This window comes from Legionella cincinnatiensis, from assembly GCF_900452415.1.
Classification (GTDB): Bacteria; Pseudomonadota; Gammaproteobacteria; order Legionellales; family Legionellaceae; genus Legionella; species Legionella cincinnatiensis.
In genome coordinates this window covers 499,329-520,334 of record NZ_UGNX01000001.1, presented here as the reverse complement: position 1 = coordinate 520,334, position 21,006 = coordinate 499,329, and the positions used below count along the sequence as shown (strand labels likewise).

Here is a 21,006-nt window from a genome sequence, read left to right as displayed (position 1 = left end):
CTCACTAATTTCTATACATCGTTGCAAGTTCGTTCGGCTCAGACATGTACTTAAGTGCACGCCTTCACCTCACTTTACTTGCACTTTGATGCTATAGAAGTCAAGTTTTTATCGAAAACAAGTTAATTGTGCATTTTCACCTAATTGCAAAGACGCTTTTGTTCCCAAAGGAATAGGAAAGTTAATAGGACCATGACCTATGCCTCTGATTCTTAACACTGGAATATCGCTACTTTCTGCAAAACGCTGCAAAACAGGATCAATTAGAGAGGTACCGTTAGGTTCAAGGCCTTCAAGAAAATCACCCAATAAAATTGCAGCAGCATTTGTAAAAATACAGGCTTGCTTTAAATGCTCTAGCATGCGATCAACGCGGTAGCCGCGTTCTCCAATCTCTTCGAGTAAAACAATCTTATTTTGACTATCAATTTGCCAACATGTTCCAATTCCAGACTGAATGATTGTCAAATTACCGCCGGTAACGGACGCTTGAATGAAGCCCTCTTTTTGGGCCTGCATGTTAAGTGGAATTAGTCCATTAAATTTTACTGGCGCATCAGCAAACAAAATTGACTTTACAGAAGCAATAGATTCCTGGGAAAATTTATCAGGAGCAGCGGCTCCATGAATTGTTGGCCATCCCCAATGCTGCTGTAAATAAAGATGAAGACAAGTCACATCACTAATACCCACAAATATTTTACTGCTCTCAGGAGGATGGGTATCTGCTAATTTCGAGATCAAGCGCGCAGAACCATAGCCACCTCGGACACAAATCACCGCCTTTGTCTGTGAATTTTGCAGGGCATTTTTTAGATATTTTAAACGCATTTCATCCGTATTCGCACATAATAAATCCTTGCCAAAAATATCGTTCTGCACAATACAGTTTAAGCCCCAAGACTCTAATAATTCTTTTAATTCAAATAACTGTTTGTCAGTACTGCGAGAGGATGGCGCAATAATTTCAACACAATCGCCAACACTTAAAACAGGTAGCTTTTTCATTTGGTCTCTTCTTTAAATAATCGTCTCGAAGCCTGAGCAAGGCATATCAAGGCTTCGCGACAGCGCTACGCGCTTCCTCAGTCCGAACGGTTCGAAGTAACTCTATTCGCTTATACGAAACTTACGTTAAATTAATAAAGTCTTACTTAATTTTCCAGGTTCTTCCCGCACTAAACGAGGCAGCAAGTACCCCGGCAATAAATTTTGTAATTGTTGGTAAATAGCTTGTACCGTATTAAATGGCAAATCAAAATGAGCGGCTCCCTTTACTTTATCTAACACATGTAAATAATAGGGCAAGACACCAAATGAAAATAATGTTTGACTCAAATCAGCCAAAACAGGAGCATTGTCATTGATGCCCGCTAATAAAACTGTTTGGTTTAACAAATGACAATCGATTTGCCGTAATTCATGAAGTACGTGTCGCACAGAATCATCAAGTTCTTGGGCATGATTGCAATGCAACACCATAACCTTATTCAATTTAACCTTTTTTAATACTGAAAGTAAGCCCAAATCGACTCGTTCTGGAAAAACCACGGGAATACGTGTATGAATCCGTAAAGTATGCAAATGAGCGATCTGTTCTAACTGTTCTATCAGCTCCCCAAGAACAACATCAGATGCTAATAAGGGATCGCCTCCACTTAAAATTACTTCGGTAATACTCGTATCTTGAGCAATATAATCACAAATACGTTTAAATCCTGCTCGCCCAGGATTATTAGCCTGATAAGGAAAATGTCTGCGAAAACAATAACGACAATTCACGGCACATACACCAGTCGTTGTCAATAAAACACGACCATGATATTTGTGCATAAGCCCTCGAACTGAAGTAGTGCTATGCTCCTCCAAAGGATCAGTACTGTACTCTTCACTCCCTTGCAGCTCATATTCAGCGGCCAACACCTGAAGTAACAAGGGATCAAGAGGATTTCCTTTTTGCATACGGCTTGCAAATCCCAAAGGAATACGGCTAGGAAATTGCTTTTCAGCATGTAAATTCCCAGTTGATAAGGGTAACTCCAGATACGTTAATAATTCAGTTACTGAAGTAAAGCCCTGGGCTAATTTTTTTTGCCAACTTAAAGAGGTATCTCGCATTAATAACACAGACTTGATAAACTGTGCGAACTTTAACTAAAACTAAGCAAAATCTCAACTGTGGAGCACTAATGGCAATCTATAGCACCAATGAATTTAAAAATGGTTTAAAGGTAATGGTTGATGACGCACCTTGCACCATTCTGGATTGTGAATTCGTTAAACCAGGCAAAGGTCAGGCATTTACTCGTATTAAAATTCGAAATTTAAAAACAGGCCGAGTCGTGGAACGTACATTCAAGTCGGGAGAGTCTTTACCTTCTGCCGATGTTGCTGATGTAGAAATGCAATATCTCTATAATGATGGCGAACAATGGCATTTTATGGTTCCAGACAGTTTTGAACAATATGCTTTGAGCAAAGAAACACTTGCTGACGCAGAACAATGGTTAAAGGAGCAAGACATTTGTATTGTTACTCTATGGAATAATGATCCCATACAGGTAACCCCCCCTAACTTTGTTATTTTGGAAATTATAGAAACAGATCCTGGTGTACGAGGCGATACCTCCGGAGGTGGTGGAAAACCAGCAAAACTAGAAACAGGTGCGGTAGTGCGAGTACCTTTATTTGTACAAACAGGGGAATTAATTAAAGTAGATACACGTAAAGGCGAATATGTATCTCGTGCTAAAGAATAATCATGACGACTGATCCCCAAGTTTTGGGGAATTTTAATTTAGGTAATTGTTCTAGTGCTTTAAACCAAATCTAGCGCTAAGCAATCAAGAGATTTTCCTCATTTAAAATTTAGTGTCGTCTAAGAAGCTTGAATCTGAATTTTAACGAAAAATAGGCCATTTAGCCTTTTGGTACATATGGCTTAAATTGCTACAAAGTGTAGTGGATCCTCATAGGGCGACAATGAAGATCCATTACTAAATAAATTGTACCGACCCACTCGATTATAGACTAATAAACCTGATATGAATTATACATGCCCCAATACCCTACGTCGCCCAAATCATCATAACCGTAGTAATAACTATCAGCATCGTTGTAATAATCTATATCCCAATAAGGGCTAGTATGATAATAACCAACAGAATAAGCATATTTTGGGGTATAAGTTGGTGTGTAATATACTCTTTCGGTAACACAACCTGTGACTAACAGTAGGGACCCAATCATCATTAAAGCAAGAATCAATCTGTTCATAATCCCATCCTAATTGTTGAATACTAATAAAGATCCTGCTGAAAAATTTACCAAAGATGCTAATGGCGTCACCAGTAAGCATAATTAGTTCCTGCTTTAAGCACATGAATTACTGTGATAGCATTCAATCCTTACACTGGCTTATCAAACATTGAAGTCGGTGCAGAAAACTGGCATCACGGTTAAAAAAATGGCGTGCTTAAAACTAAAAACACAATTAGTTTTTCCATCCTACCTCCTAGAGATTTCAATCCTATTGATGTATGTTAATTATACATTATGATTAATTTATATACAAAATATGCACTTGATCTTTTTGAAGGATTCTGAAAAATACAGGCAACGACTTCCTGTATTCTGAGCCTGTAACTAATTATAATGGAGGTCTATGCAGAGCTTAAGGCTTCCTACTACCTACATAGGCTTACACACCACTCTCCAAAACAACCTCCCTCTCTGACACTATTGAATGGTTCAGGCAGGATAAGTCATTACCTATATGTATAAATAATAGACTAAAAGACCCGCTTATGTGAATTTTTTGAACAACCTTTATCTATTCTTAATTTTCGATAAATGATTAGCAGAGGCTTGTACTGTAGGCATGATGATCATTTCTTCAATATCTACGTGCAAAGGGCGAGTAATGCAATATACTATTGCATCAGCTATATCTTCCGCTAACAAGGGTTGAAAATCGCTATAGAATTCTTTTGCCTTTTCCTTGTCATTCCATCGCACCGCGCTAAACTCGGTTTCTACCGCGCCCGGTGCAATTTCAGTAACACGAACAGGACTACCAAGCATATCTAATCTCATTGTCTTTGAAAGAGCATGTACTGCATACTTTGTTGCACAATAAACATTGCCATTTGGATAACATTCATGGCCTGCAATTGACCCAATATTAACCACATGACCATACCCTCGTTCAAGCATGCCTGGAATTAGAGCGCGACTTACATAAAGCAACCCTTTAATATTAGTATCAATCATAATATCCCAATGCTCTTCAATACCTTGTTGCACAGGAAGAGTATCTAAGGCCAATCCCGCATTATTAATTAAAACTGCAATCGACTGCCATTGACTAGGTAAAGAATCAAGTTGTTTCTTGACTTGCTCATGCTCACGTACATCTAAAGGTAAAATATAATGTTCTTTACCATAAAGTTGACTTAATTCCTTAGCTAATTGCTCGAGACGTTCTACACGTCGCGCACATAATATGAGACGTGCACCATATTTAGCACACAACTGGGCACAAGCTTGACCAATTCCGCTTGAGGCACCAGTGATTAAAATAATTTTATCCATTAAATCATTCATCTTTTACACCTTTATTTTCAACAAGAAAATTAATTAAAAGGATTATTTACAATATCTTAATTTTCTATTTTCGCGGCTCGAAAATCAAGATTTGATGACTCAAACGAGCGAACTAGAAACTATCTCAAGTTTTTATTACTTAAATTTATAAAAAGTACAATTTAGGATTAAATATTGCCACAAATAAAAATAAGCAGATTTGAATAAGGCGATAATTAATTTGAAATTGCCAACAATTTTATTACTTCATCATCCGTTGTTTGTGAAAAGTCATTGTACCACAATCCTACAGCATAAAAATTAACTGGCTGAAGTGGGCAGATGATTGTGTCAACTAAAGGAGCTAGCTCATCACAAGTAGAACGTGCTGCAACAGGAACTGCAATAATAATTTTTGCAGGATGCTTCTGTTTCAGAGCTGCAATAGCAGCCCGCATTGTATAACCTGTGGCAATACCATCATCCACAAGAATTACAGTTTTATCCATAAGTTTTGGAAAGGGTTTATTGCCGCGGTAAACTGATTCACGACGTGATAATTCATTCTGTTCTGATTGTAACACTTGATTGACAGCATCTTTTTTTATACGAAGGGTATTTAATACTTCTTCATTTAAAGCAACGATACCTCCCGAAGCTATAGCACCCATGGCAAACTCTTCATGACCGGGAACACCTAATTTTCTTACAATAAAAATATCAAGTTCTAATGACAACTTCTTGGCGATTTCATAAGCCACGGGTACCCCACCCCGAGGTAGTGCTAAAATAATTACATCAGTCCTACTTGCATAATCCTTTAACAAATCAGCCAGAACAAGGCCAGCTTGATGGCGATCACTATAGTTCATGCCAACTCTCCAAAGCAATCCTTATTTTTGAAGTTTAGCCTATTTGCTTTGCTGTGCTATATTTTAACAATTAGCTATTCTCACGGAGGAAATAGCCCATGAATGTTACAGAAAAAATCATCAAAGCCCATCTTCTTAATGGTGAAATGAGCGCTGGCAAAGAGATTGCACTAAAAATAGATCAAACTCTTTGTCAAGATGCAACCGGCACATTAGTGATGCTTGAATTAGAAGCAATTGAGCTTGAGCGTACTCAAGCTGAAATTTCTGTGCAATACGTCGATCACAACTTAATTCAAGAAGATAACAAAAATCCAGATGATCACCTCTTTCTGGCAAGTGCAGCGAGGCGATTTGGTCTTTATTTTAGTCGTCCTGGAAATGGAATTAGCCATGCGGTACACATGCAAAATTTCGGTAAACCAGGAAAAACCTTAACGGGTTCAGACAGTCATAGCTGTGCCGCTGGCTCATTAGGCATGATAGCTATTGGCTCTGGTGGACTAGAGGTAGCCATGGCTATTGCCGGCTATCCCCTTTATATAAAAATGCCTAAAGTTCTTGGCGTCCACTTAACTGGAAAATTACCTAAATGGGTTAGTGCTAAAGACGTTATCCTAGAAATGTTGCGCCGACATGATGTCAAAGGAGGCGTGGGTTATATCATAGAATACTATGGAGAAGGATTAAAACACTTAAGCGCTATGGATAGACATGTCATTGCCAACATGGGGGCTGAATTAGGAGCAACAACCACCGTATTTCCCTCAGATGAAATCACTAAAGAATTTTTGCAAAGTCAAAATCGTGAAAAGGATTGGATAGAATTAAAAGCGGATAAAAATGCCTCCTATGATAAAGATGAAGAAATCGATTTATCCAAACTTGAACCTCTTATTGCCAAACCGACCAGTCCTGGGAATGTAGTTCCTGTTGCTGAAATTGCTGGAGAGGAAGTGTATCAAACTTATATTGGTTCATCAGCAAATCCAGGCTATCGTGATTTTGCGATTGCGGCAGAAATGGTAAAAGGTCGTACTGTTCATACAAATGTGTCCTTTGACATTAATCCAACTTCACGAACTATTTTAGAAGAGTTAGTTCGTGATGGCCATTTAGGGAGCCTAATTCATGCTGGCGCTCGCATCCATCAAGCTGGATGCAATGGATGTATTGGGATGGGGCAAGCACCTGCGACAGAGAAAAACAGTTTACGCACTGTGCCAAGAAACTTTCCTGGGCGTTCAGGAACAAATGAAGATAAAGTTTTTCTTTGTAGCCCCGAAACAGCAGCTGCCTCCGCCCTAACAGGTATGATAACCGATCCCAGAACTTTGGACATGCCTTATCCTGAAATAAAACTGCCCCCTAAAAGAATACTAAATCCTGAATGTTTTGAAGAGCCCTTGCCTTTGGAAGAGGCAAAATACATTAAATTAGTAAAAGGTCCCAATATTGTCACCTTGCCAGATTTTGATCCTTTCCCTAATTCATTGAAAATACCCGTATTACTCATAGTGGGCGATAATATATCAACGGATGAAATTTCTCCTGCTGGTGCCAAAGTTCTTCCCTATCGTAGCAATATTCCTAAAATTAGTGAGTTTACTTATCATCATGTCGATTCAGATTATGCAAGTCGTACGAAAAAATATAAAAAAGGGCACGTTATTGTAGGCGGAGAGAATTACGGCCAAGGCTCAAGCCGAGAACATGCAGCTTTAGCACCACGTTATTTAGGCTTAAGAGCTGTAATTGCAAAAAGCTTTGCCCGTATACATTGGCAAAATTTAATTAATTTTGGTATTTTGCCTTTAGTATTTAAAAATCCCAAAGATTATGATGCGATCCATTTAAAGGACATGATCGAAATCAATGACTTTCCTCATATCTTAGATAAGGAGTCATTTAAAATAAAAATTAATGATAAAGAAATTGAAGTCGAACACACCCTTTCCAAACGTCAGATTGAATTACTTGAAAAAGGTGGATTAATTAATTGGGCTAAGGAAGATTTGAAAAAGAAACAAAAGACGAAATAAGCTTAGCTCGTCGTAAGAATCGAGTCTAGGTAAAAAAATGGGTTATGCGAGGCAAAAAGCAGGGAAAGCAGGCTAATTCAAGTGTTTTTGCCGCAAATCTAAGTGTATCTAGGCACGCAGCCTATTTCTTATTAATTATCATGATTAATTAAAAGAAATTTGTGGTCCTAAAGGAACGATCTGTGTTGGATTAATGGTTTTATGACTGTAATAATAGTGCTGCTTAATATGTAAAAAATTTACAGTTTCATGTACTCCTGGATGATGATACAAACGTTTTAAATAAGGGTACAAAGCTTGATAATCACTAATTCGTTGTTGATTCGTTTTAAAATGACCATAATAAACCACATCAAAACGAATTAATGTGGTAAACAAACGCCAGTCTACTTCTGTAATTTGCTCACCTAATAAATATTTTTGATGACGCAAACGTTTATCCAACTCATCCAGTAAAGCAAATAATTCGACATAAGCCTCTTCATATGCATTTTGTGTTGTTGCAAAACCACAACGATATACGCCATTATTAATTGAATTATAAATTCGGTCATTTAAGTGATCTATTTCGGATCGCAACGGTTCAGGATAAAAATCCTGTGAATCGCCCGTTAAATGATTAAATGCATGATTAAACTGACGAATAATTTCTGCTGATTCATTACTAACAATGGTTTTTTCTTTTTTATCCCACAAAACAGGCACAGTAACTCTACCACTATATTGGCTGTTTGCTTTGGCATACAGCTCATACAAATAATTAAGTCCATACAGGCTATCTCCAGTAGCGCCCATTCCTTTTTTAAATTCCCAGCCTTTTTCAAGCATGTGCGGATGCACTATAGAAACATCAATATAATCATCTAATTGCTTTAACTTTCTAAAGATGAGTGTACGGTGCGCCCATGGACAGGCGAGTGATACATACAAATGATAGCGCCCTTTTTCTGCAGGAAAACGAGCATTTGATTCATTACTAATTGTAAAGTGAAATTGTGCAAGTTCTCGCTTGAACTTTCCACCTGTCTTTGAAGTCTCATACCCAACATCATGCCAGTGTCCATCAATCATCAATCCCATAATTTGTCCTTATAAATTTTCTTTAAGCAATTATAGATTATGTTCTATAGTTAATAATGAATTAGAATTGAGGAATGTATGAATAACTCACCGAATCCTTATCTTTTAGGAAATTTTGCTCCAGTTTATGATGAATTAGACATAAAAAAATTAGAAGTCGTCGGTGAAATTCCTCAAAATCTACTGGGAGTGTATATGCGTAATGGGCCTAATCCAGCATTCCCACCTATTTCATACACTTATCCCTATGATGGCGATGGTATGATTCATGCACTCTATATTGCCCAAGGCCAAGCAGGATATAAAAATCGATTTGTTGAAACTAAAGGATTAATTAAAGAACGAAAAGCGGGAAAAGCACTTTATAGTAGCATTTTAAAACCTAAACCCATAGATCCTCTATGGGCAGGTCCCGAAGATCAGCCAATTGCTATTAAAAATGGGGCATTCATTCATATTATTCGTCACCACAATACTTACCTGGCGCTCAATGAAGGATCTCCAGCATACGAGATGAATGTACACTTAGATACCCTTGGCGAATGGCAGCCTTATAAAAATCTCCCCCCTATAGATGTATGCGCGCATACTCGATGGGATCCCTTAACCGGTGAGTTATGGTTTGTCAATTATGCATTAACTCCACCTTACTTAACTTTTTATCGCTTTGATAAACAAGGTAAATTAATTCAAAAATGGGACATTGAAAAATCTTATTGCTCTATGGTACATGATTTTATTTTAACCACGAATTACGTACTTGTTTTTGACTGCCCTGTAGTCTTTGATCTACAACAAATTATAGCTGGTGGCGCTGTATTGAGCTGGAAACCAGAGCTAGGTGTGCGCATTGGCATCATGCAGCGTTCAGGTGGAGAAATGAAATGGTTTCACACCGAACCTTTTTTTGTTTTTCATTTTGCTAATGCATACGAGCAAGATCATGAAATCATAATTGATTATGTGAAACATGAAAAAATAGTACTTCTAACTCAAGAAAATCAATCAACTCCACCACGATTAAATCGTATCTGTTTTAACTTTAAAACTGGAAGGATAAAAAATAGTGAGTTAGATGAACGCTTTGTCGAGTTTCCACGTATTAGAGAAGATTATGATACATTGTCGCATCAATTTATTTACACACCATCAAAAACTGGGAATCATAAAGGGGCATTCAATGCATTAATCAAGCATGATGTACTCCACCAAAAATCATGGACTCATGATTTTGGCCCTCACGCAGAAATTAGTGAAGCAGTTTTCGCACCCGCCGTATCCAATCAGGAAGAAGATGATGGTTATTTGCTTTTATTTGTTTATGATGCTGCCTCAAATCAAAGCGAATTCCTTATTTTAGATGCCCAGAACCTCCAAGATGAACCACTGGCACGGATTAAAATGCCACGGCGTATTCCTCATGGATTACATGGTTCATGGATGCCAGGAACTTGGTAATTGTCAACATGATAATCTGGAAATGTGGCCCTCCAGATTATAAAAAATCAATCTTTCATTTTAATTTTCAGCACCCATGATATGATGCACATTATTTAAGTTATTTTTAATCGTTCATGACAAAAATAATTTGCCTTGGTGGGGTCACTGTTGATCGAAAAATAATCCCTACTCATCAATTACAATTGGGAACTTCGAACCCCGTTTCATCCCTATCTACATTCGGTGGAGTTGCACATAATGTAGCTAAAAATCTTGCTTTGTTGACCAATGACATTCATTTTTGCAGTGTCGTAGGGGAGGATCAAGAAGGAATAGATGTCCAAACACATTTAAAAAACCTAGGCATAGCAATCAAAAATATTCTCACTATTCCTCAGCAAAAAACCGCACATTATGATGTCCTTCTCGATCATGAGGGTGAATTATATATTGCTTTAGCAGATATGGAGATTTTTGATCATATTCCTTTGCAGAAATTTACTCGATCTTGGGAGGAATGGGAGCAGGGAGATATTGTATTTTTGGATACTAATTTACCAAAACCTATTATTGAGCATGCTCTAAATAGAGGCCGTACCCAAAATATTAAATTATGTATTGATCCCGTCTCCGTAGTAAAAGCAAAAAAATTATCCTCCTGCCTTGAACACGTTTTTTTATTAAAACCGGATCGTTTTGAAGCAGAAGCATTAACGAATATTTCCATTCATTCAATCTCTGATTGCATCAAAGCAGGAAAAATATTACTGAATAAAGGAGTGGAAAATTGCATTATTAGTTTAGGCAAATTCGGTTATGTACTCGTTAATGAAAAAATTCAAAAACATTTTCCAACATTTTTTATTGAATCAGTCGTTGATGTGAGCGGGGCTGGTGATGCTTTTCTTGCAGGAGTTCTCTATGAATTAAAGCAAGGAACACCTGTAGCTCAAGCATGCCAAACAGGAGCTGCAATGGCTGTGTTAACCATACAATCACCGCTCACAGTAAATGAACAGATTAATCTTGAAATGCTTCGCGAAATTCAATTCACATATAGACTAAGAGAAACAGATCATGCTGCAATTTTTTGATTATTCCCCCGAAGTTAAATTTGCTATGAAGCATAAAAAACCAGTATTAGCTTTGGAATCCACTATCATTTCCCATGGCATGCCTTATCCTGAAAATTATGAAACAGCACAAGCAGTAGAGCAAATTGTTCGTGAACAAAATGTAACTCCCGCAACAATCGCTGTGCTTGATGGAAAAATAAAAATCGGCTTAACGGATCAAGAATTACAACACTTTTCATGTAACAACGAAGTATATAAAGCAAGCCGACGTGATTTGTCATTTATAATAGCCAATGAATATTCTGCAGGCACTACTGTGGCTGCAACCTTATTTTGCGCCGCTAAAGCCGGTATTAGATTATTTGCGACAGGAGGAATTGGTGGAGTACATCGAGGCGATGCTCAAGATATTTCCGCTGATTTAATCGAAATTGCAAGAACACCCATTGCAACAATTTGTGCGGGTGCAAAAGCAATTCTTGATTTACCTCGAACATTAGAACTTTTAGAAACAATGAGTGTACCGGTCATTGGCTACCGCACTCAAGTTTTGCCTGCCTTTTATAGTGATTCAACCTCTTATCAATTATCAACATCGGTAAATGATATTCCATCACTTGTTAAAATATTAAAAACTCATTGGAGTATAGACACAACCTCTGGAGTATTAATAGCAAATCCAATTCCGGCTGAATTCAATATTCCTAGCCATGAAATTGAACCAATTATCATCAATGCATTACATAAAGCAGAACAAAATAACATTTCTGGAAAAGCGTTAACTCCATTTTTATTAGCCGAAGTCTCAAAGCTTACTGAAGGAAAAAGCTTACATGCCAATATTGCTCTAATTAAAAACAATGCACTTCTTGGAGCTCAACTTGCCCATGCTTTTTATTCCTAAGCGGATAAAAAACGAAAATAAGCTTCTCAAGTTAAGCTTATTTTCTAGAGAACGTTTGTCAGCTATTCTGAAGCGATTGCTGACAACTGAGTCGCTGTTCCTCGTAAAAACTAGGCCATGCGTCAATAAATAACCTTAAGTTAATATTGGGAACAAGCATCTTACCTCTCATATCCATCCGAGTAACTGGATCAGGAATTGGCTGAATATTACCCCATACGGGAAGATCGCTTTGTTTTGAATGAATCCATTGCGCTATTGAGCTTTGCTCATAGGAGTATCCACTAGGACTTAAAACAGGATTTTCCATAGTTATAAGCTGCACAGGATCTTGGATATCCTCTTCTACTTTTTCTAATTTAGCTAAATACTCGTCAGATTGTAGTGAATTTGCAGCAATATAATTAATAATCGTTTTAAGCTTTATATTGGGATAAAAATCATTACCTTCTTGTAAATTCGGATACTCTTCTAATAGAAGAGCGCGTTCGTACGTGATACCGTCTTTAACAAGAGTCACGGGATCTTTCATCAATTTTGCTTCTCCAGTTTTTTTAGTAGTAAGCGGGCATGAAAGAGCCATAAGTATTCCTTCGGGCAAAGAAATAATCGTTGATTCCAAATGAAGATCTTGTGATTTAGAGCGGCGAAGAGTCGTGTAAGTGGTGTATGCTGTTGTTTGTGTTTCTTCTCCCACTTTTGGATTTACTCTATTACCTGCATCATAACCGTTCTTGGATAAAAGATTTAATAATCCAGGAAGATGTGGCGTTGTATTTTCTTCTGTCAACTTGACAATACCACCTACAGACTCAGCAATGGCCTGAAACAGGTCACTTCCTGGGCGCGCGTTATTACGTATCCATCCCTTTTCATTGGATAACAAATAACGTTCGGGTGTATTCATTTTCCATTTGGATGATGTTTTTTCATAACTTATTGATTGAACTGTGAGTAAGCCCTCCACTCGACTCTCACGAATCAACCATAATTTCCCCTCATTTTCTTGTAATGCATTGATCTTAGAAGAAAAGTCAAGCTGTCTTTTGAGCAATTCAACTTTGCCCATAAGGATTCGATTTGTTTCTTTAGGCCCCATTTTACCATAGATAAAAATATCAGCCTCTTCTACTTTAGATTGCATTTTTGCTCCACATAAAATCTAAATAAAGTTCTTTCTAACGTCCACAAAACTTTCTATAGAAATCAAAAGGAGTGATTGTACATTGATCACAAAGGATAAACAATGAGAAAAATGCACAATAATAATATTTGAAGTTTAATTAACACTCATTTAGCAAAAAAAGAACATATTATCAAAGACAATAAAATAAAACATTATTTTTAGTGAGTTAATCCCACTTCAGAAGTACGTAATTCCTCTGTATTCTCCGCTGAGTGAGTTCTTCCTTGCCACCAATATTTCAATTGTTGAAATCCATGGAGCGTCGCCTTATATAAATCAGGAAGAATAGAAACAATGGCATCAAAAAAATCAGTAAAACCACCCTTATTAAAACCATAAATACAACGATTAAACTCAGCTCCTTTTTTACTTAAAGCAATGATATCGTCCTTTTTAGAAAAGAATTGATGCGGATTAAAACCCAATTGAAACTTGGTATCATACTCTTTTAATTCCTGCGCAAAAATATCTTCGATATCATCTGCAATAAGATGTCCCACTTGAACTTCTGTAAGAACAGGATACAGTGTTGCCATCATATGTCGCACCGTCTCGTTCTTAGTTAACTGCTCAATAGAGCGATCTTTGCGCTTACCTGGACCCTCTCCAAGGCTCCAGTTACATGCCCCAACCAATAGCGTTAATGATTCATGATATTCTGCGTATGCTGTCGCTCGTTGATTAATATAATAAACCGCAGCACCCCAACCTATCCAACCTAAGAAACCAACTACAGGTAGAAATGACAAAGCAGTCGCCACTACACCAAAAGCAATACTCCCTAAGATTTTTTGATCGACACTATGAAGTTGCGTGGATTTGTCTTTAAACAATGCGATGCATTTTTTTAAAAATTCGATATGGGTGGAATTTGTAGAGAGAAAATTCTGTCCCTCTTTAATGTTAACAGCAAGTGCATTACCATTTGCTGCTTGAGCTGATTTAGGAATCACGAAATAATTTTCTGCTTCTCTTTGTAGCTTATAAGGATCAGTGTTTATACCAAGTAGAGGTACTGAAGTAGAAACAGATTGCGTTTTAATCCCTAAAAATTCAAATACTGATGCCATTTTTGATTTTACCCTTCATTAAAAAAATTCATTCTAAATTTTATTGAAATTAATGACAATATTTCTTTGCTCAAAATTTGCATTATAAAAAAAATATTTACTCAGAAATATTATTTCTTAGAATCAAAAACTTAGACAATGAATAAATTGATGAAACATTCTAAACTATGTCTTCAAATAATCACTCATTCTTACTAACCAGAATTGCTATTTATTGACCAAATCTTGTAAAACATGTAGCTCCCAAGGATTTCATGGCGCCACATTGGACTATTGTGGTTGTAGCTGCCGCATTATTCATGATTTGAATTACAAAAGATTGACCATCACTACAAGCGATATTCCAATATGCCGCATCATATAAATCAAGTCCTTGAAAAAAGGCTTTAGTAGGATTACATGGCAAGCCGGCTGAATTAATAATATTGCCCAAAATCTGAACCTGCTGATCTGATGTTCTACTTGACAAAATATCACTGGCAACATTGGCATAGGTAGAAAAGGCTAATACTAATAGAGAAATTGCCATTATCGACTGTCTCATGTTACACCCTTACATTTAGTAACAACAAGATATTGGTCATAATGTTATTTTAGGATAGGATTGGATTTAAATGCAAAAAACAACCAATAAGGAATATTTACAACCACCTTTAGACATCAAAAATAATCCAACATGGCCTATGAGCAATGTTCTACGACCTGTCCCCAGACGTAGAGATACGTGAACTTAGTGAAAATACGTTTAACTTAATGCCATTCGTGTATACTTAAGGCTCAAATATCTCGGTGCACAATGAGGAACTTTTATGCCAGGACAGCGCTTGAAAATAACCCTACCCCTTATTTTAGGGAGTATGATTTTCTATCTTATAGTGCTCCCCTTTATCCAATATCCTATCACCACTTTCCTTAAGCCCATTCCTATTATTTTGCTGATGCTGTATACCTTACAAGTTACTTTGGAACAACCCATAAAATTCTTATTACTCGGGGCCTTAAGTTTTTCACTCATTGGTGACATTGTTTTAACATTACCTCTCAAAGCGGCGCTTCAGATGGGAATCTTAGCATTTATGGCAACACACTGCGTTTACATTTGTCTCTTTTTAAAAAAGGGGCAATTTCAAAAGAAAAATTGCCTTTCTTTTTTACCGATACTCATGTTCGTTCTTATTGGAGGATATGTTCTTTGGCCCTATTTAGGAGAAATGAAAATACCTGTGTCGCTTTATTTATTTCTTCTTACTTTTATGGTTTTTTGTTCTTTTCAAGTAAAGCAACAATCACGTTTCATTCGTCTTGGCGCTTGTCTTTTTTTACTCTCTGATTTTACGCTCGCACTAGATTTATTTGTTCTGACTCCTAATAAGCTCCTCGCTGTTTTGATTATGCTCCTTTATTACATAGCGCAACTCTTATTAGTAGTAGGAACTACTCAAAGAAATTACCAAAACATCAAACAACATATTCCAACCTATTCATAAAGATAAGAGAACTGACTGAAAATTAAATTTCTATCCGCAAAAAGCGAGGAATAGGCTTAGTCCTATTGTCATTGACTTAAGGGATTCGTCATTGGCGCAAAAGCGAAAATTCATTTGCACGCCTACCTTTCAATAGCCCCCCTGCTTTCTGCAGAGGGTGACGGCGTGCTAAACGTCCCCTTTAAAATTGACGCCTATGCGCTTGCGCGAGGGCGACTACAAGTTCCTTAAGTCAATGGTCCTATCCCTCTGGCCGCCAATCATTTTATCCTATTCTTTTATAAAAATCGTGACCAATGAAACGAGCCCCCGGTCCTTCATGAATAATGTCATTTGCTTGCTTATTAAGTATTGAAATTGTATCTATGGTCTTTTGATCTTTATCAAAATTCCCACTGACACTTAAAACTGATTCACACATTGGGTAAACTACACTAAAAGATAATGTATTCCCTATCATATAACCAGTAATGGGTCTTTTTTGATTAATAGCCTGAGGACAAGTTTTAGAAGCAACCGCCGTAGTGAAATATCCCTCAATTTTATTATCAGGTAAAATATTGAGTACTAAAATTGACCCTCTTTGGTTTTTAAAGGTAATGTTTTCCTCAGCAGCAAAAGCAGATTGAGCGAACAAAGAGTACAGCGCTATGGATGCACCAATAAATGATTTAAAATTCATGAGATATCCTTTTTATTGTTTTTGAGCTCTTTAATTGTTTGACGCTGGCTGTTTAGCATTTACTAGATGGAGGTCAATACCATTCGGCAGAGGACTACAAATTAACAATGCAGCGGCTTCTCTTCATATAGGGTCTATTTTTGACACTACATCTGCTTTATGCTTAATATACTTCTCTTAACAAAAGGCATCAAAATCGCTCTCCGCGATATTCTCGTGGTAAGCCAAAAGCTCAGGATGGGTGTGAAATGCGCAATTTGCTATTCATAGGACTGATTACTTTACTTTTAATCTCCTGCAGCAAAAAAGAGAATAAATTGTTTAGTGGCTATATCGATGCGAATCTTGTGTATTTATCAGCCGACTTTGGTGGGCGTTTGACTAATTTGCCCATATCAAAAGGACAAATAGTTAAGAAAAATCAATTTCTATTCAAGCTTGAACAAACTAATGAACTTTATAATGTTAAAATGAGCCAATTAGGCACTAAAGAACTTCTTGCTCAACGACAACAAATTTTAATTCAACTCCATTATAATGAAATTAATTATCGTCGCATTGTCGATATGCGCCAACAAAATGCTGCCAGCCAAAATGATCTTGATGCAGCACAAAGAGATTTAAATATTTCCAAACAACAGCTTGATGACATTAACATTAAAATCAAAAGTAATCAGGTAGAGGTTGCAGATAAAAAATGGTTCGTTAGTCGTAAGGAAAACTTTGCGCCAGAATATGGGATTATATTTGATACCTATTTTACCCAAGGCGAATTTGTGCAAGCAGGTATTCCTATTCTTTCATTAATCACAAAAAAGAATATTAAAGCTATTTTTTTTGTTCCTGAGGAAAAGTTAAGTCAATTACGACTTAATGAACCCATTAAAGTTAAAACGGATCAAAATGATCATCTTGCTACAGGACATATTTCCTATATTTCTAATATTGCCGAATACACTCCTCCTATCATCTATTCCCGTGAGGAACGCCAACGACTTGTTTTTCGAGTTGAAGTCCAAATTAATTCGCCTGATTTAGAAAAAATACATCTGGGCCAACCTGTAACTTTGGAATTAGCCTGATGAGTGATTTAGCGATTGATGTTAAAGAATTAACTAAAAAATTCGATGAAAAAGTTGCGGTTGACCATATCTCTCTTAAAGTGGAAAAAGGCTCCATATTCGGTTTTCTCGGATCTAATGGGAGTGGAAAGACAACAACCATTCGGATGATTTGCGGCCTTTTAACTCCCACAGATGGAGAAGGTTCTTGCCTTGGTTACAATATCCGCACGCAGAGTAACCAGATAAAACAACATACCGGATACATGCCACAAAAATTCAGTTTTTATACTGGATTAACGGTTTATGAAAATCTTCGTTTTATTGCTGATATTTTCCAAATTAAAAACTCAAGCAAAGAAATAAATGACATGCTCACAGATCTTGGTCTTGAAAAATACCGTAAAATCCAAGCAGGTCGATTATCAGGAGGATGGAAACAACGCCTAGCCTTGGCTTGTAGCATACTGCACAAACCCAAGTTACTCTTTTTAGATGAACCTACTGCTGGTGTGGATCCTAAAGCCCGTAAAGAGTTTTGGGATTATTTACATCAGATTACCGCACGTGACGGGACAACAATTTTGGTAACTACCCACTATATGGATGAAGCTGAAAAATGCACTGATCTTGCCTATATTAATTTAGGAAAGTTGCTCTATACAGGTACAACAAAAAACTTAATACCCTCTTCAAAAGTCAAGACCTTTATTTTAGAAGCGGATAGAAAAGAACAAAATTTATTAATTAAAAAAATAAACCATTCTCACCCCGAACTCTTGGCCTCTATTGTAAATAATGAATTGCGAATTTCATCACGAAATCATCAAGCATTGGATAAGTTAATTCAAGAAAACAAAAACTTATCCTTTAAAGAGGTTACTCCTTCTTTTGAGGAAGTTTTTATTGGATTAATGCAATGAAGAACTATAAAAATCTTGTGCAAGGAATATCGATTGCCCGCATTGCAGGTTTAATCCGCAAAGAATTTATTCTTATTACCCGCGATCGCGGCACCATAGCCATGTTGGTTATTTTACCTATTATGCTTCTGATTCTCTTTGGTTTTGCTATTGAATTTGATCCCAAACATCTACCAACTACCATTGTAAGTTATGATAATTCTCCTTTAACCCGTAGTTATGTCAGTGCACTCGAAGCTTCAGGTTATTTTAAAGTAACTCATGAAGCATCTAGTGAAAATCAAAAAAATCAAGATCTTGCCAATGGAAAAATAAGTTTTGCTTTTACTATTCCTCCTAATTTTACCCGCAAATACATACGCAATGAAAACCCCCAACTATTAGTTGAAATTGATGGCTCTGATCCTGGCAGTAGTGCCAGTGCGTTGGGAAATGCACTGCCGATTTTGACTCAAACCCTAAATAGTTTTAATAAACAAGGCTTAAGTATCCCGATGCCAGGCAACTCCCAAAGGAATGTGAATCTTACGATTCACCGACTTTATAATGAATCGAATACAAGCTCTTATAATATTGTTCCCGGTTTAATTGGTGTATTACTGACATTAACTATGGTCATGCTCACCTCAACCGCCATTACTTCAGAAAAAGAAGCCGGTACGATGGAAATGCTACTCAGTACTCCTTTAAAACCTACTGAGATTATTTTAGGTAAAGTAGTCCCTTATATTGTTTTGGGTTATTTACAGCTCACAAGTATCTTAATTTTTGGTAAACTATTAATTAATATCCCTACGGAAGGAAGTTTGCTGTTACTTTATGTTGCTTCAGCACCATTTATTATTGCCAATCTCATGGTAGGAATGATTTATTCCACAATCGCACGTACCCCTATGCAAGCCATGCAACTTAGTGTGTTTTACCAGCTCCCTTCAATGTTTCTATCAGGTTATATTTTTTCTTTCTATGGCATGCCAATATGGGCCCAAATGTTAGGATACTGTATTCCCATGACTTATTTTATTCGAATTACGCGTGGAATTTTACTTAAAGGTAATACTATTAGCCAAATAATTCCTAACATTTTACCTATTTTATTCATTGCTTTGATCCTGGTGCTTTTGACAGGAAAAATATTTAGAACAAAACTCGATTAAATGAAGTGATAGAATGATGAAACTACAAATTATCTTGCTCTATTTATTCACTATGGTGCTGGGATCATGTTGCAAAAATTGTATCGCTCCTGAAAAAGTTAATTATCCTAAAAGCACTCGTAGTGGCACAAAGTATGTCAATAGCAAAACTATTTTAAGCCAAATTGCATGGTGGAAAAAGTTAAAAGATCCTGAGCTTGATCAGCTGATGATTCAAGCCCTTACTTCTAATTATCAAATCCAAAGTTCTTATGCCACAATTGAGCAAGCACAAGCACAGCTTAAAGCAGCTCAATATGCTTGGATTCCAACTCTTGATGGCTCTACAAGTGGATTTGCAGGTAGGACTTGGAATTCGCATATTACACCTCAAGGACAATTGGCTAAAACTCCTTTATTCTCAAGCCTATCCAATTTGAGATTTAAAGAATACAATGCCGGTTTTGTACCCGCATATACTGTTAATATATTAAATAATATTAATAACATTAAAGCAGCTCAAGCCTCTTTAGATCTCCAAAAAGCGCAAACTCAAGCAACAAAACTAGGGATTATTAGCCAAATGAGTGGTGCTTATTTCATGCTCTTAAGCCAACGCGAGCAATTAGCGATAGAAAAAACACTATGCCATGATTTAAAAAAACTACGCCAACTAGAGCAAGTTCGGTTTCAAAAAGGAGCCAGTGACCTTGAAACATTAACCAATCTTGATCAACAGCTTGCACAAGAGGAAACAAAAACGCCACAAATCGAAAATGTGATAGCACAAAGTGAAAATACCATTCATTTCTTATTGAATGAAAATCCCGGACCAATTAGCACCAGCCGTACTTTACTTTCGCTTCACTTAGATAACCTCATTCCTAAACATTTACCTTCATCCGTTTTAAAAAATCGCCCGGACATTATGATGGCCTTAAATAATGTTAAAATCGCTTATTCACAAATTGGTGTGGCCTATTCCGTTTTTTTTCCAACGATTTCATTAACCGGCTTAGTTGGAGGTACGTCTGTTGACTTAACCCATCTTTTAAAATTAAGTACTAATATTTGGATTGCTCAGGCTGCCGCCTCAATGAAAATACTCAATGCCAGCTCCTATCAGAATATCAAATCTGCTAAAGCAAACTTCAAAGCAACTTATTATGATTATTTAGAAACATTACATGCTGCATTTGCAGATGTGGATAATGCACTGATGACAGAGCAAAAAAACAGATTGTCTTATCTGCAAGCACATAGAGGGTATTTAGCTGCTAAAAAAGGACATGCGATTGCATTAGCACAATACAAAGCGGGAGCAAGAGATTATCGCAATGTAGTGAATGCAAAGATCAATCTTGATCAAAGTATGCTCATACTGGTGCAGACAAAAGCGCAATTACTCGACAGTATGATACAAGTTTATAGCGCTGTTGCGGGTGGCTATGATGCAGCCTAAG

20 protein-coding genes are annotated in these 21,006 nt (G+C 36.9%); 10 read left to right on the top strand and 10 right to left on the bottom strand.

The genetic code is table 11. The features are described 5' to 3' along the window. Positions 1-108: 108 nt before the first annotated feature. Both DYH34_RS02260 and epmB read right to left on the bottom strand, forming a co-directional pair. On the bottom strand, positions 109-1,008 hold the full coding sequence (locus tag DYH34_RS02260; RefSeq protein ID WP_058464895.1) for a S66 peptidase family protein: 900 nt from the start codon (positions 1,006-1,008) through the stop codon (positions 109-111). 126 nt (positions 1,009-1,134) lie between these two features. Continuing rightward, complete coding sequence (epmB, locus tag DYH34_RS02255; RefSeq protein ID WP_058464894.1) at positions 1,135-2,118, bottom strand: EF-P beta-lysylation protein EpmB; 984 nt, start codon at positions 2,116-2,118, stop codon at positions 1,135-1,137. A 71-nt stretch (positions 2,119-2,189) separates the two neighbouring features. Here epmB and efp point away from each other — a divergent pair, with 71 nt between their 5' ends. After that, positions 2,190-2,759, top strand: coding sequence for an elongation factor P (gene efp / locus DYH34_RS02250; RefSeq protein WP_058464893.1), 570 nt, complete (start codon positions 2,190-2,192; stop codon positions 2,757-2,759). 271 nt (positions 2,760-3,030) lie between these two features. Here efp and DYH34_RS02245 read toward each other — a convergent pair whose 3' ends face one another. From DYH34_RS02245 to DYH34_RS02235, 3 genes are all read right to left on the bottom strand, one after another. After that, positions 3,031-3,276, bottom strand: coding sequence for a hypothetical protein (locus tag DYH34_RS02245; RefSeq protein ID WP_058464892.1), 246 nt, complete (start codon positions 3,274-3,276; stop codon positions 3,031-3,033). 552 nt (positions 3,277-3,828) lie between these two features. Next, entirely contained in the window at positions 3,829-4,605 is a 777-nt protein-coding gene (locus DYH34_RS02240; RefSeq protein ID WP_058464891.1) for an SDR family NAD(P)-dependent oxidoreductase, read from the bottom strand. 215 nt (positions 4,606-4,820) lie between these two features. Further along, complete coding sequence (locus DYH34_RS02235; protein WP_058464890.1) at positions 4,821-5,456, bottom strand: phosphoribosyltransferase; 636 nt, start codon at positions 5,454-5,456, stop codon at positions 4,821-4,823. 98 nt (positions 5,457-5,554) lie between these two features. On the opposite strand from DYH34_RS02235, the gene DYH34_RS02230 reads away from it, so the two are divergent. After that, entirely contained in the window at positions 5,555-7,498 is a 1,944-nt protein-coding gene (locus tag DYH34_RS02230; protein WP_058464889.1) for an aconitate hydratase, read from the top strand. Positions 7,499-7,642: 144 nt separating this feature from the next. Here the strand turns inward: DYH34_RS02230 and DYH34_RS02225 are convergent, their stop codons facing one another. Next, positions 7,643-8,578 (bottom strand): glutathione S-transferase family protein, encoded by a 936-nt coding sequence (locus tag DYH34_RS02225; protein WP_058464888.1) that lies wholly within the window; start codon positions 8,576-8,578, stop codon positions 7,643-7,645. A gap of 78 nt (positions 8,579-8,656) precedes the next feature. Between DYH34_RS02225 and DYH34_RS02220 the strand changes: the two genes are divergently transcribed. From DYH34_RS02220 to DYH34_RS02210, 3 genes are all read left to right on the top strand, one after another. Further along, complete coding sequence (locus DYH34_RS02220) at positions 8,657-10,036, top strand: carotenoid oxygenase family protein (protein ID WP_058464887.1); 1,380 nt, start codon at positions 8,657-8,659, stop codon at positions 10,034-10,036. 116 nt (positions 10,037-10,152) lie between these two features. Continuing rightward, the gene (locus tag DYH34_RS02215) at positions 10,153-11,112 is read left to right on the top strand and encodes a carbohydrate kinase family protein (RefSeq protein WP_058464886.1); all 960 of its coding nucleotides are present in this window, start codon (positions 10,153-10,155) and stop codon (positions 11,110-11,112) included. Continuing rightward, entirely contained in the window at positions 11,096-11,998 is a 903-nt protein-coding gene (locus DYH34_RS02210; RefSeq protein WP_058464885.1) for a pseudouridine-5'-phosphate glycosidase, read from the top strand. Before DYH34_RS02215 ends, DYH34_RS02210 begins: the two co-directional genes overlap by 17 nt. Before the next feature lie 58 nt (positions 11,999-12,056). On the opposite strand, the gene DYH34_RS02205 is transcribed toward DYH34_RS02210, so the two are convergent. The 3 genes from DYH34_RS02205 to DYH34_RS02195 form a co-directional block, all read right to left on the bottom strand. Then, a complete protein-coding gene (locus tag DYH34_RS02205; RefSeq protein WP_058464884.1) occupies positions 12,057-13,142 on the bottom strand; it encodes a U-box domain-containing protein in 1,086 nt (361 codons plus the stop codon). A 200-nt stretch (positions 13,143-13,342) separates the two neighbouring features. Then, on the bottom strand, positions 13,343-14,254 hold the full coding sequence (locus DYH34_RS02200; RefSeq protein WP_058464883.1) for a hypothetical protein: 912 nt from the start codon (positions 14,252-14,254) through the stop codon (positions 13,343-13,345). 211 nt (positions 14,255-14,465) lie between these two features. Further along, a complete protein-coding gene (locus DYH34_RS02195) occupies positions 14,466-14,798 on the bottom strand; it encodes a hypothetical protein (protein WP_058464882.1) in 333 nt (110 codons plus the stop codon). Between the two features lie 265 nt (positions 14,799-15,063). On the opposite strand from DYH34_RS02195, the gene DYH34_RS02190 reads away from it, so the two are divergent. Continuing rightward, a complete protein-coding gene (locus DYH34_RS02190) occupies positions 15,064-15,741 on the top strand; it encodes a lysoplasmalogenase (protein ID WP_058464881.1) in 678 nt (225 codons plus the stop codon). A 265-nt stretch (positions 15,742-16,006) separates the two neighbouring features. Here the strand turns inward: DYH34_RS02190 and DYH34_RS02185 are convergent, their stop codons facing one another. After that, positions 16,007-16,423, bottom strand: a complete 417-nt coding sequence (locus DYH34_RS02185) for an avidin/streptavidin family protein (protein WP_083502753.1) — start codon at positions 16,421-16,423, stop codon at positions 16,007-16,009. Positions 16,424-16,671: 248 nt separating this feature from the next. Here DYH34_RS02185 and DYH34_RS02180 point away from each other — a divergent pair, with 248 nt between their 5' ends. The 4 genes from DYH34_RS02180 to DYH34_RS02165 are packed head-to-tail and all read left to right on the top strand — an operon-like array spanning position 16,672 to position 21,005. After that, complete coding sequence (locus DYH34_RS02180; RefSeq protein ID WP_058464880.1) at positions 16,672-17,505, top strand: HlyD family secretion protein; 834 nt, start codon at positions 16,672-16,674, stop codon at positions 17,503-17,505. Further along, positions 17,505-18,407 (top strand): ABC transporter ATP-binding protein, encoded by a 903-nt coding sequence (locus tag DYH34_RS02175; RefSeq protein ID WP_058464879.1) that lies wholly within the window; start codon positions 17,505-17,507, stop codon positions 18,405-18,407. The genes DYH34_RS02180 and DYH34_RS02175 overlap by 1 nt, the downstream gene beginning before the upstream one ends. Then, entirely contained in the window at positions 18,404-19,564 is a 1,161-nt protein-coding gene (locus DYH34_RS02170; RefSeq protein WP_058464878.1) for an ABC transporter permease, read from the top strand. The genes DYH34_RS02175 and DYH34_RS02170 overlap by 4 nt, the downstream gene beginning before the upstream one ends. A gap of 13 nt (positions 19,565-19,577) precedes the next feature. Next, positions 19,578-21,005 carry a TolC family protein gene (locus DYH34_RS02165; protein WP_058464877.1) on the top strand — a complete coding sequence of 476 codons (1,428 nt, stop codon included), beginning with the start codon at positions 19,578-19,580 and terminating at the stop codon, positions 21,003-21,005. Position 21,006 lies beyond the last annotated feature (1 nt).

Coding starts and splice junctions, on each gene's coding strand:
- DYH34_RS02260 (WP_058464895.1), bottom strand. CDS start 1,008: ATGAAAAAGCTACCTGTTTTAAGTGTTGGCGATTGTGTTGAAATTATT.
- epmB (WP_058464894.1), bottom strand. CDS start 2,118: ATGCGAGATACCTCTTTAAGTTGGCAAAAAAAATTAGCCCAGGGCTTT.
- efp (WP_058464893.1), top strand. CDS start 2,190: ATGGCAATCTATAGCACCAATGAATTTAAAAATGGTTTAAAGGTAATG.
- DYH34_RS02245 (WP_058464892.1), bottom strand. CDS start 3,276: ATGAACAGATTGATTCTTGCTTTAATGATGATTGGGTCCCTACTGTTA.
- DYH34_RS02240 (WP_058464891.1), bottom strand. CDS start 4,605: ATGAATGATTTAATGGATAAAATTATTTTAATCACTGGTGCCTCAAGC.
- DYH34_RS02235 (WP_058464890.1), bottom strand. CDS start 5,456: ATGAACTATAGTGATCGCCATCAAGCTGGCCTTGTTCTGGCTGATTTG.
- DYH34_RS02230 (WP_058464889.1), top strand. CDS start 5,555: ATGAATGTTACAGAAAAAATCATCAAAGCCCATCTTCTTAATGGTGAA.
- DYH34_RS02225 (WP_058464888.1), bottom strand. CDS start 8,578: ATGGGATTGATGATTGATGGACACTGGCATGATGTTGGGTATGAGACT.
- DYH34_RS02220 (WP_058464887.1), top strand. CDS start 8,657: ATGAATAACTCACCGAATCCTTATCTTTTAGGAAATTTTGCTCCAGTT.
- DYH34_RS02215 (WP_058464886.1), top strand. CDS start 10,153: ATGACAAAAATAATTTGCCTTGGTGGGGTCACTGTTGATCGAAAAATA.
- DYH34_RS02210 (WP_058464885.1), top strand. CDS start 11,096: ATGCTGCAATTTTTTGATTATTCCCCCGAAGTTAAATTTGCTATGAAG.
- DYH34_RS02205 (WP_058464884.1), bottom strand. CDS start 13,142: ATGCAATCTAAAGTAGAAGAGGCTGATATTTTTATCTATGGTAAAATG.
- DYH34_RS02200 (WP_058464883.1), bottom strand. CDS start 14,254: ATGGCATCAGTATTTGAATTTTTAGGGATTAAAACGCAATCTGTTTCT.
- DYH34_RS02195 (WP_058464882.1), bottom strand. CDS start 14,798: ATGAGACAGTCGATAATGGCAATTTCTCTATTAGTATTAGCCTTTTCT.
- DYH34_RS02190 (WP_058464881.1), top strand. CDS start 15,064: ATGCCAGGACAGCGCTTGAAAATAACCCTACCCCTTATTTTAGGGAGT.
- DYH34_RS02185 (WP_083502753.1), bottom strand. CDS start 16,423: ATGAATTTTAAATCATTTATTGGTGCATCCATAGCGCTGTACTCTTTG.
- DYH34_RS02180 (WP_058464880.1), top strand. CDS start 16,672: ATGCGCAATTTGCTATTCATAGGACTGATTACTTTACTTTTAATCTCC.
- DYH34_RS02175 (WP_058464879.1), top strand. CDS start 17,505: ATGAGTGATTTAGCGATTGATGTTAAAGAATTAACTAAAAAATTCGAT.
- DYH34_RS02170 (WP_058464878.1), top strand. CDS start 18,404: ATGAAGAACTATAAAAATCTTGTGCAAGGAATATCGATTGCCCGCATT.
- DYH34_RS02165 (WP_058464877.1), top strand. CDS start 19,578: ATGATGAAACTACAAATTATCTTGCTCTATTTATTCACTATGGTGCTG.